General features: G+C 68.6%; 10 protein-coding genes. 4 read left to right on the top strand and 6 right to left on the bottom strand.

Annotated features, from left to right (window positions below; genetic code table 11):
- Positions 1-220 precede the first annotated feature (220 nt).
- From AC1D2K_RS20910 to purT, 6 genes are all read right to left on the bottom strand, one after another.
- Positions 221-1033 (bottom strand): ABC transporter ATP-binding protein, encoded by an 813-nt coding sequence (locus AC1D2K_RS20910; protein WP_478090746.1) that lies wholly within the window; start codon positions 1031-1033, stop codon positions 221-223.
- Positions 1030-2106: a branched-chain amino acid ABC transporter permease gene (locus AC1D2K_RS20915; protein WP_478090747.1), complete on the bottom strand. Its 1077-nt coding sequence runs from the start codon at positions 2104-2106 to the stop codon at positions 1030-1032. Before AC1D2K_RS20915 ends, AC1D2K_RS20910 begins: the two co-directional genes overlap by 4 nt.
- 8 nt (positions 2107-2114) lie before the next feature.
- Entirely contained in the window at positions 2115-2990 is an 876-nt protein-coding gene (locus tag AC1D2K_RS20920) for a branched-chain amino acid ABC transporter permease (protein WP_478090748.1), read from the bottom strand.
- Between the two features lie 98 nt (positions 2991-3088).
- A complete protein-coding gene (locus AC1D2K_RS20925) occupies positions 3089-3832 on the bottom strand; it encodes a helix-turn-helix domain-containing protein (RefSeq protein WP_478090755.1) in 744 nt (247 codons plus the stop codon).
- Between the two features lie 165 nt (positions 3833-3997).
- On the bottom strand, positions 3998-4945 hold the full coding sequence (locus AC1D2K_RS20930; RefSeq protein ID WP_478090749.1) for an alpha/beta hydrolase: 948 nt from the start codon (positions 4943-4945) through the stop codon (positions 3998-4000).
- A 23-nt stretch (positions 4946-4968) separates the two neighbouring features.
- A complete protein-coding gene (purT, locus tag AC1D2K_RS20935; protein WP_478090750.1) occupies positions 4969-6183 on the bottom strand; it encodes a formate-dependent phosphoribosylglycinamide formyltransferase in 1215 nt (404 codons plus the stop codon).
- Between the two features lie 176 nt (positions 6184-6359).
- Here purT and AC1D2K_RS20940 point away from each other — a divergent pair, with 176 nt between their 5' ends.
- From AC1D2K_RS20940 to AC1D2K_RS20955, 4 genes are all read left to right on the top strand, one after another.
- Entirely contained in the window at positions 6360-7208 is an 849-nt protein-coding gene (locus tag AC1D2K_RS20940; protein WP_478090751.1) for a 3-hydroxybutyryl-CoA dehydrogenase, read from the top strand.
- A gap of 132 nt (positions 7209-7340) precedes the next feature.
- The gene (locus AC1D2K_RS20945) at positions 7341-8156 is read left to right on the top strand and encodes a crotonase/enoyl-CoA hydratase family protein (protein WP_478090752.1); all 816 of its coding nucleotides are present in this window, start codon (positions 7341-7343) and stop codon (positions 8154-8156) included.
- A 22-nt stretch (positions 8157-8178) separates the two neighbouring features.
- On the top strand, positions 8179-9516 hold the full coding sequence (locus tag AC1D2K_RS20950; protein WP_478090753.1) for a serine hydrolase domain-containing protein: 1338 nt from the start codon (positions 8179-8181) through the stop codon (positions 9514-9516).
- Positions 9517-9636: 120 nt separating this feature from the next.
- On the top strand, positions 9637-10092 hold the full coding sequence (locus tag AC1D2K_RS20955; RefSeq protein WP_478090754.1) for a MarR family winged helix-turn-helix transcriptional regulator: 456 nt from the start codon (positions 9637-9639) through the stop codon (positions 10090-10092).
- Positions 10093-10202: the final 110 nt, after the last annotated feature.

A 10202-nucleotide genomic window follows, 5' to 3' on the forward strand; every position in this document is an offset into this window, starting at 1 on the left:
AGCCCGGCATGCGGTGCGGGACGGGCGATCCCCTCTGCGCCGCTGAGGAGCGCAGCTTCAGGCGGAAAAAGGGCCGCGCGTGTTTGAGCGAAGCGAGTTTGCGCGGACCCCGCCTGAAGCGAGCACCGGAAGGGAGCCCGAAGGGCCGGCGCAGTGGGGTCGTTCGGCCCGTACCGCGTGACGGGCGCGCTTCCAACGACAACGAAAAACAACGAGAACATCAAGCCACCCTCCGCAAGCTGCTCACGTCATCGACAGTCCCGAGGTACGCCTCGATCACCCGCGCATCCGACTGCACCTGCGAAGGCGTCCCCGAAGCCAGYGCCTCCCCCATGTTCATCGCCAGCACCCGGTCCGACACCTTCGACACCAGCGACATGTCGTGCTCCACCATCAGCACCGAAATGCCGAGCTCCTGCTGGATGTCCTGGATCCAGAACGCCATGTCGGCGGTCTCCTCCACGTTCAATCCGGACGACGGTTCGTCCAGCAGCAGCAGCTTGGGCTCGGTGCACAGCGCCCGCGCCAGCTCCACGACCTTGCGCACGCCGTAGGGCAGCCCCGCGACCATCGAATCGCGGTGGTGCTGCAGGTCGAGCAGGTCGATCACCTGCTCGGCCTTCTCGCGCGCCTGGATCTCGGCGCGGCGCGTGGCAGGGGTGAAGAACAGCTCGCTCCAGAAGCCGGTCTGGCGGTGCGTGTGGCGACCGATCAGCAGGTTGTGCAGCACGGTCGCGTGCTCGAACAGCTCGATGTTCTGGAAGGTGCGCGCGATGCCGAGCGCCGCGATCTCGTGCGGCGCCTGCTGCGTCAGCGCCAGCGGTTCGGCGCCACCGTGCCAGACGATCTCGCCGGTGGTCGGCGTGTAGATGCGGCTGATCAGGTTGAACACGGTGGTCTTGCCCGCGCCGTTCGGACCGATCAGCGTGAAGACCTCGCCCCGCCGGACCTCGAAGCTGACCTTGTTGACCGCCAGCACGCCGCCGAAGCGCACGCTCAGGTCCTTGGCGGAAAGCAGGATGTCGGCGCTCATCTCAAGCGGTCCGATTTGGTGAACGACTTCTGCCGCTTGAAGAGGCCACGGCGATAGAACGGGAACAGCTGCAGCCAGGTGCGCACCTTGAGCCAGCGCCCGTAGAGGCCGAGCGGCTCGAACAGCACGAAGGCGATCAGCACCAGTCCGTAGACCAGGCCCTGCAGGCCCGGCGCCTGCCCGATGGCGGGGGGCAGCCAGTCCTTGGCCGATGCGATCAGCTGCGGCATCGCGATCAGGAAGATCGCGCCCAGGAAGGCGCCGTGCACCGAACCGAGGCCGCCGATCACCACCAGCAGCAGCAGGTCGATCGACTGCAGGATGTTGAACTGGTCCGGCGCGATGAAGCTCAGCTTGTGGGCGTACAGCGCGCCGCCGAGTCCGGCCAGCGCGGCCGAGATCGCGAAAGACATCGTCTTGTAGCGCGCCAGGTGGATGCCCATGCTCTGGGCCGAGATCTCGGAATCGCGGATCGCGACGAAGGCGCGGCCGGTGGACGAGCGCAACAGGTTCAGGATCGCCAGCGTGCACAGCACGGCGATGACCAGGCACACCAGGTAGAAGCTCTCGCTCGAGTTCAGCTCCCAGCCGAGCAGGCTGGCCGACTTCACGTGCAACCCGGAGTTGCCGCCGGTGACGCTCTCCCAGCGCGCGAACACCTCCTCGACGATGAAGCCGAAGGCCAGCGTCGCGATGCCGAGGTAGATGCCCTTCACGCGCAGCGCCGGCAGCGCAACCACCACGCCGACCGCGGCCGACAGCGCCGCCGCGGCAACCAGCGCGATCGGGAACGGCACCCCCATGTTGCTCAACACCGCCTGCGTGTAGGCCCCGGTGCCGAGGAAGGCCGCGTGCCCGATCGAGAACTGTCCGGTGAAGCCGGCCAGCAGCATCAGGCCGAGGCCGACGATGCCGTAGATCAGCACGAAGGTCAGCTGTGCCAGCCAGTACTCGGGCACCACCCACGGCGCCGCGATCAGCGCCAAGCCGAGCAGGCTGTACCAGAACACCTGGCCGCCATGCTTGGCGAGATCGATGTCCTGGGCGTAGCTGGTCTTGAAGATGAAGCGCATGGTGGGCTTTAGACCTTCTTGCGCAGCTTTTCGCCGAAGAGGCCATTGGGCTTCACCATCAGCATCACCAGCACCACGATGTACGGCGCCGTGTCCTTGAAGCCGTCGGGCARGTAGAAGCCCGCGAAGGACTCGACGATGCCGATCACCAGCCCGCCGACGATCGCGCCCGGCAGGCTGCCGAAGCCGCCCACCACCGCGGCCGGGAAGGCCTTGAGGCCGATGAAGCCCATGTTGGCGTGCACGAAGGTGATCGGCGCCAGCAGCATGCCGGCGATCGCCGCCACCGCCGCGGCCAGCCCCCACACCAGGCCGTTGAGGCGCTTGACCGGGATGCCCATGTAATAGGCCGCCAGCTGGTTCTGCGACGAGGCCTGCATCGCGATGCCGAGCTTGCTGTAGCGGAACATCGCGAACAGCAGGCCGCACAGCACCGCGGTGGCGACGATGATGGCCAGCTGCTCGAGGTTGACCACCAGCTCGCCCAGCTTCCAGATCTGGTCCTTGTAGGGCACCGGCAGCGTGTGGGTGTCGGTGCCGATGCCCGGGATCATCGTGACCAGCCCGCGCGCCACGTAGCCGATGCCGATCGTCAGCATCACGATCGAGAACTGCGGCTGGCCCAGGATCGGCCGGATCACCACCAGTTCGAGCAGCACGCCGAAGGCGACCATGGCGGCCACCGCCAGCAGCGCGGCCAGCCAGAAGGGCAGCCCGAACAGCGACATGCCGGCGAAAGCGCAGAAGGCGCCGACCATCATCAGCTCGCCTTGCGCGAAGCTCACGGTCTCGGTGGCCTTGTAGATCAGCACGAAGCCCAGCGCGATCAGGCCGTAGATGCAGCCTTGAGCGATGCCTGAAAGCAGGAGCTGGAGTATTTGCAAGAGGGGGTCTCGTCCGGGGTTCGCGGTTTATAGCGGTGACTGGTGCGCGCGGCGCAGAGGGTTGTCCCGCATCGGCGCCTCGCGGGCGGTCCCGCGCCTCATTGGTGCACGGCGAGCCGCCGCGATCCCGCGACGATGTCGCTGGGTCGCAGGCCGTACACCTGGCGGATCGAATGGCTGAAATGGGTCGAGTCCGGATAGCCGGTGTCGAGCGCGATGTCGGTCAGCGTGGCGCTCTGCCGCACGTGGCGCAGCAGGCTGCGGGCGCGCTTCCAGGCCCGGAAGGCGCGGAAGGTCAGGCCGGTCTCCTGCGTGAAGAGGTRCAGGAAGCGCGAGAACGAAAGCTTGATGGCGGCCGCGCATTCGTCGGCCGAGGTTGGCGCCGCGGGATCGGCGTTGATGCGCTCGATCACCCTGCGGATGCGCGCATCGAGCGGCCGCGGCGCGAGCGGGCCGCCGAAGAAGAGCGCGTCGAAATCGAAACGATCGAAGCTCTCGCGCCCCGAGGCTTCGGCCAGCTGCGCATGCACGTCACGCACCCGCCGCACGAAGGCCGGCGCCTCCACCGGACCGCAGCGCTGCAGGAAGTCTGGCATCTGCGCCGGATCGACGAATTCGGATTCGATCAGCAGGCTGAGGATGGTCCGGTGCTCGGTCTCCACCTGGTGCGGCACCTGCGGCGGCACCACGATCAGCTCGCCGCTCTGCCAGGCGCCGCCGCCGATGCGGATGCGCAGCGGCGTGCCGGTGGGCGAGAGGTAGATGCCGTGGCCGCCCATGGTGCGTTCCGTCGCCGGGCCCAGAAGGCCGGCGTAGAAGACGCGTTGCGGTGTGATCCACATGAGGCGCTCGTCGCGGTGCTCGCCGCGCGGCGCATGCTTCGGTAGCCTGTTGACCAATGCCTTCTCCTCCGCTCGGCGACGGACGGCCCGGTGGCCGGCGTCGCCATCGGACGATCGTAGCGGGGGACGCCGGTCCGGTGCCGGCGATTGCGCGGGGACTTTCCCTTAGCCTCGAAGCTCGAGCGCTCGGCGCAGTTCGGCCGCGCACATCGAAACGGCGGCATTGGCCTCGTCGAGCAGCCGGCCCATGGTGATGAAGCCATGGATCTGGCGCTCGAAGCAGACGTAGCTGGTGCGGTTGCCGGCGGCGGTGAGCGCCCGCGCGTAGTCCAGGCCCTCGTCGCGCAGCGGGTCGTAGCCCGCGGTCAGCACCAGGGCCGGCGGCAGGCCGGCGAGGTCCTCGCGCAGCAGCGGCGAGGCGCGCCAGTCGAGGTCATGCGCCGCATCGGTGATGTACTGGTCATGGAAATAGCGGATGGTGTCGCTGGTCAGCAGGTAGCCCTGGCCGTTGCTGGTGTGCGACGGATGGACGCAGCGCATGTCGGTTGCCGGATAGATCAGCAGCTGGAAAGCGACAGGCAGGTCGCCGGCATCGCGCGCCGCGATCGCGACGACGGCCGCCAGGTTGCCGCCCGCGCTGTCGCCCCCGACCGCGAGCCGAGCAGGATCGATGCCGAGCGCAGCGGCTTCCCGGCGAACCCAGCGCGTGGCCGCAAGCACATCGTCGACCGCCGCCGGAAAGCGGTGCTCCGGGCCCATGCGGTAGTCGACCGCCACCACCGCGCAGCCCGACAGGTTGCACAGCTCGCGGCACAGCGTGTCGTGGGTGTCGAGGTCGCCGATGGTCCAGCCGCCGCCGTGGTAGTACACGAGCACCGGCAGCACGCTGGCGGCCGCGGAGCCTCGCGGCCGATAGAGCCGCATCGGGATCGGTCCGTGCAGCCCGTCGGCCTGCAGCTCCCGCACCTCGGCCACCTCGCCGGGCTCGGGCTGCGTGATGGCGCGCCGCTCGCGGTAGAACTTGCGCGCGTCGGCCGGCGTCAGCGTGTGCGTCGGCGGCACGCCGCGCTGCTCGAGGAGGTCGATGAAGGCCTTGGCTTGGGGATGCAGCATCAGTGGCTCCGAGGTTGAAGGAATCAGGCTTGGCGCGGCTTCACGCGCGACGCGGCTTCGCGGGCGTTGCGGCGCGCCGTGTCGATGTCCGACGCGTGCGCCAGCGCCACGCCCATGCGCCGCTTCGTGAAACTCTCGGGCTTGCCGAACAGGCGCAGGTCGACGCCCGGCACCGCGAGCGCCTCGGCCACGCCGTCGAAGACGATGCCGGCGGCGTCGACGCCGCCGTAGACCACGGCGCTGGCGCCCGGGCTCTTGAGCGTGGTGTCCACCGGCAGCCCGAGGATCGCGCGGGCGTGCAGCTCGAACTCGTTCTGCCACTGCGTCGCCATGGTCACCATGCCGGTGTCGTGCGGCCGAGGACTGACCTCGCTGAACCAGACCTGGTCGCCCTTCACGAACAGCTCGACGCCGAACAGCCCCTGGCCGCCGAGGTCGGCCGTCACGGCCTGCGCGATCTGTTGCGCCCGCTGCAAGGCGGCCGGCGCCATCGGATGCGGCTGCCAGCTCTCGACATAGTCGCCGCTCACCTGCAGGTGGCCGATCGGCTCGCAGAACTGCGTCTGCACGGCGCCGGTGCCATCGAGTGCGCGCACCGTCAGCAGCGTGATCTCGTAGTCGAAGTCGATGAAGCCCTCGACGATCACCCGGCCGTGGCTSACGCGGCCGCCGGCCATCGCGTAGTCCCAGGCCTTCTCCACATCGGCCGGGCCGTCGATCTTGCTCTGGCCCTTGCCCGAGCTGCTCATCACCGGCTTGACGACGCACGGGTAGCCGATCGCCTCCCCGTTCGCGCCATCGATCGCCGCCTGCAGTTCGGCCAGCGAATCGCAGAACCTGTAGGGGCTGGTCGGCACGCCCAGCGTCTCGGCGGCCAGGCGGCGGATGCCCTCGCGGTCCATCGTGAGCCGGGCCGCCCGCGCGGTCGGGATCACGCGCACCACGCCGGCGTCCTCCAGCTGCTGCAGCATCGGCGTGGCGATGGCCTCGATCTCGGGCACCACGAGCTGCGGCTTCTCGGCCTCGATCAGCGCCTTCAGCTGGGCCGGGTCGCTCATGGTGATGGTGCGGGCGTGGTGCGCCACCTGCTGGCCGGGCGCATTCTCGTAGCGGTCGACCGCGATGGTCTCGACGCCGAGGCGCTGCAGGGCGATCAGCACCTCCTTGCCGAGCTCGCCGGAGCCGAGCAGCATCACGCGGGTGGCGCAGGGGGACAGGGGCGTGCCGAGGGTGGTCATGGGTGCGGGTCCGTAAMTGAGGGAGTGAACGCGGCACTTTAAATCACTCGCGCGGCCTCCGGCGCTGTCACGGACGGGAACCCGGCCGGCCGCGCTCTGTTCCACAATCCCGATCACGGTTCCTGCCCCGGGGCGGGGTCCTCCCCTTTCATTTTTCAGTTCAAGGAGTATTTCTCATGGCTATCCAGACAGTCGGCATCATTGGCGCGGGAACGATGGGCAACGGCATCGCCCAGGCCTGCGCGGTCGCAGGCGTCAACGTCGTCATGGTCGACATCGCGCAGGCCGCGGTGGACAAGGGTGTCGCCACCGTGGCTGGCAGCCTCGACCGACTGATCAAGAAGGACAAGCTCACGGCGGCCCAGAAGGACGCGGCCCTGGCGCTGATCAAGGGCTCGACGAACTACGACGACCTGAAGTCGGCCCAGCTGGTGATCGAGGCCGCGACCGAGAACCACGAACTCAAGCTCAAGATCCTCAAGCAGGTCGACGCGCTGCTGGCGCCCGAGGTGATCATCGCGTCGAACACCTCCTCGATCTCGATCACCCAGCTGGCCGCCGCCACCTCGCGCGCCGACCGCTTCATCGGCATGCACTTCTTCAACCCGGTACCGATGATGGCGCTGGTCGAGATCATCCGTGGCTACCTGACCAGCGACGCCACCCACGACGCGGTGAAGGAACTGGCGGTCAGGCTCGGCAAGTCGCCGATCACGGTGAAGAACGCGCCGGGCTTCGTGGTCAACCGGATCCTGGTGCCGATGATCAACGAGGCCTTCTTCGTGCTGGCCGAGGGCCTGGCGACCGCCGAGGACATCGACGCCGGCATGAAGCTGGGCTGCAACCAGCCGATCGGCCCGCTGGCGCTGGCCGACATGATCGGCCTGGACGTCTGCCTGGCGGTGATGGAGGTCTACCTGGAGCAGTTCGGGGACTCGAAGTACCGGCCGTGCCCGCTGCTGAAGGAAATGGTGGCGGCCGGACAGCTGGGACGCAAGACCAAGCGCGGCGTGTATATGTACTGACCCCCAGGTTGGCTCACTTCGTGTAGCCGCCCCCCCTTCCAGGGGGCGCCGCCCTTCGGCCCGGCGAAGCCGGTTCCGAGGCGGCCCCCGACGGGGAAGCGCCAGACCCGCACCCATAACAAAGGAGACCCCATGACCGCGACACCCAGCAATCCGCCCGCCGAAGGCTGCATCGACACCCAGGTGCTCGACCACGTGCTGCTGATCGGCATCAACCGCCCTGCCAAGCGCAACGGCTGGACGCCAGCCATGTTCCGGCAGCTGGCCGAGGCCTACACCCGGCTCGACGACGATCCGGCGCTGCGCGTGGGCGTGCTGCACGCCTTCGGCGATCACTTCACGGCCGGGCTCGACCTGCCGGCCGTGACCGAGTTCATGAAGCGCGGCGAGAAAGCGGTGCCGCCGGGCCTGGTCGAGCCGCACGACTTCGGCACACCCGGCTATCGCCGCCGCAGCAAGCCGATGGTGGTCGCGGTCAAGGGCATCTGCTTCACCGTGGGCATCGAGCTGATGCTGGGCGCCGACATCGTGATCGCGGCCGACAACTGCCGCTTTTCGCAGATGGAAGTGCAGCGCGGCATCATGGCCACGGGAGGCGCCACCCTGCGCATGGCGGAGCGCGCCGGCCTGGGCAACGCCATGCTGCATCTGCTGACGGCCGACGAGTTCGGCAGCGCCGAGGCATTCCGGCTCAACTTCGTCCAGAAGGTGGTGCCGGCCGGCCAGGAGCTCGACGAGGCGCTGGCCGTGGCGCAGCGCATCGCCGCGCAGGCGCCGCTGGCCGTGGTGGCGACACGGCGCAACGTGGTCAAGGCGATCGAAGAGGGTCCGCTGGCTGCCATGGCGGAATTCATCGAGACGCAGAAGCGGCTCGCGAACAGCGAGGATGCCGCCGAGGGCGTGCGCTCCTTCATCGAGCGCCGACCGGCGCGTTTCAGTGGTCGTTGATGAACTTCACAGGAGCTTTCCGATGCCTTCGTCTTTCCGTTTCGCACCTGCGGCGCTTGCCGTCGCCTTCAGCCTGACCGCCATGAGCGCCCTTTACGCCCAGACCGCCGCGGCCCCTGCGGCCCCCGCATTGCCCGATCCGGCCGCCACTTCGGTCGGCACTCTCGGCTGGATGCAGGGCTTCCCGCCGGCGGCCGACAAGCAGATCACCTTCGACAATCCGGCGGGCGGCGTCTACCCGCGCACCCGCTGGGTCTACTCGCACGTGCGCGAGACCGTGCCCACCGCCAACGTCTGGCGCGGCGGCGGCCTGCCGAGCCCGCTGCCGGCGGCGCCGCGCGATCTCTCAGGCATCTCCTTCAAGGCGATGGGCGGCGAACCGCTCAACTTCGGCGACATGCTCGCCCGCACCTACACCGACGGCATCCTGGTGCTGCACCGCGGCAACGTGGTCTTCGAGAAGTACTTCGGCGCGCTCACGCCCGAACGGCCGCACCTCGGGATGTCGGTCACCAAGTCCTTCGTCGGCACCCTCGCGGCCATCCTGGTCGCCGAGGGCAAGCTCGACCCGTCGGCGCCGGTCACCCAGTACCTGCCCGAACTCAAGGGCACGGCCTATGGCGACGCCACGGTGCGCCAGGTCATGGACATGACCATCGGCGTGCACTACTCCGAGAACTACGCCGATGCCAAGGCCGAGGTCTGGGACTATGCGCGCGCCGGCGGCATGCTCGCCCAGGGCCCGAACTACACCGGCCCCAAGTCCTTCTACGAATTCCTCGTCACGCTGAAGAAGGAAGGCGCGCACGACGAAGCCTTCGCCTACAAGACGGTCAACGCCGAGGTGCTGGCCTGGATCCTGCGCCGCGCCAGCAACCAGTCGCTGGCCGATCTCATGAGCGAGAAGATCTGGCGCCGCATCGGCGCCGAGCAGGACGCCTACTTCATGATCGACCGCATCGGCACCGAATCGGKCGGCGGCGGCCTCAATACCACGCTGCGCGACCTGGCGCGCTTCGGCGAGACGATGCGCAACGGCGGCCGCGCGCCCAACGGGCAGCAGGCGATCCCCAAGGCGGCCGTGGCCGACATCACGCGCGGCGGCGACCCGGCCAAGTTCGCGAAGGCCGGCTACACGCTGCTGCCGGGCTGGTCGTACCGGAACATGTGGTGGATCACGAACAACCCGAACGGCGCCTTCATGGCGCGCGGCATCCACGGCCAGAGCATCTACGTCGATCCGAAGGCCGAAATGGTGATCGTGCGCTACGCCGCGCATCCGGTGGCCGCCAACGGCGCCAACGATCCGCTGACCCTGCCCGCCTTCCAGGCCGTGGCCGAGGCGCTGATGCAGCCCTGAACGGGCCCCCACCACGCTCCCCCACTGCGTGTGGGTCGCAGCCCCCCCGAGGGGGCTGCAGGCTGCCTTGGAGATTTATTTATATTGCGCACAATTTAATTGCTCGCTACAATTCGCCTCATGCCCTCCGCGCCGCTCTCCACCGACGAACTGCTGAAGCTGGACAACCAGCTCTGCTTCGCGATGTATTCCGCCTCGCTCGCGATGACGCGGCTGTACAAGCCGCTGCTCGAGAAGCTCGGCCTCACCTATCCGCAGTACCTCGTGCTGCTGGTGCTGTGGGAGCGCGACGGCCTCACGGTGTCCGAACTCGGCGAGCGGCTGTCGCTCGACTCGGGCACGCTGACGCCGTTGCTCAAGCGACTCGAGGCCAACGGCCTGGTGGCCCGCATCCGCGACGTGGCCGACGAGCGCCGCGTGCATGTGAGCCTCACGGCCGCGGGCCGCAAGCTCAAGGCACGCGCCGCCCACGTGCCCGGCTGCCTGATGGCGGCCTCGGAATGCTCGGTGCCCGAACTCGTCGCACTCACGCAGCAGATCCAGTCCTTGCGCGACCGCATCAAGCAGGCCGCATGAATAGGCCCCACGCTCCGTCACTTCGTGTACTCGCTGCCCCCCGAGGGGGCCCAGTCCGCCTTGGGGCGGCCCGGCGGCGGACTGAGCCCCCTTTTTCCCCCTCCCACCAG

It is taken from the genome of Variovorax sp. P1_H12_2 (assembly GCF_056405335.1).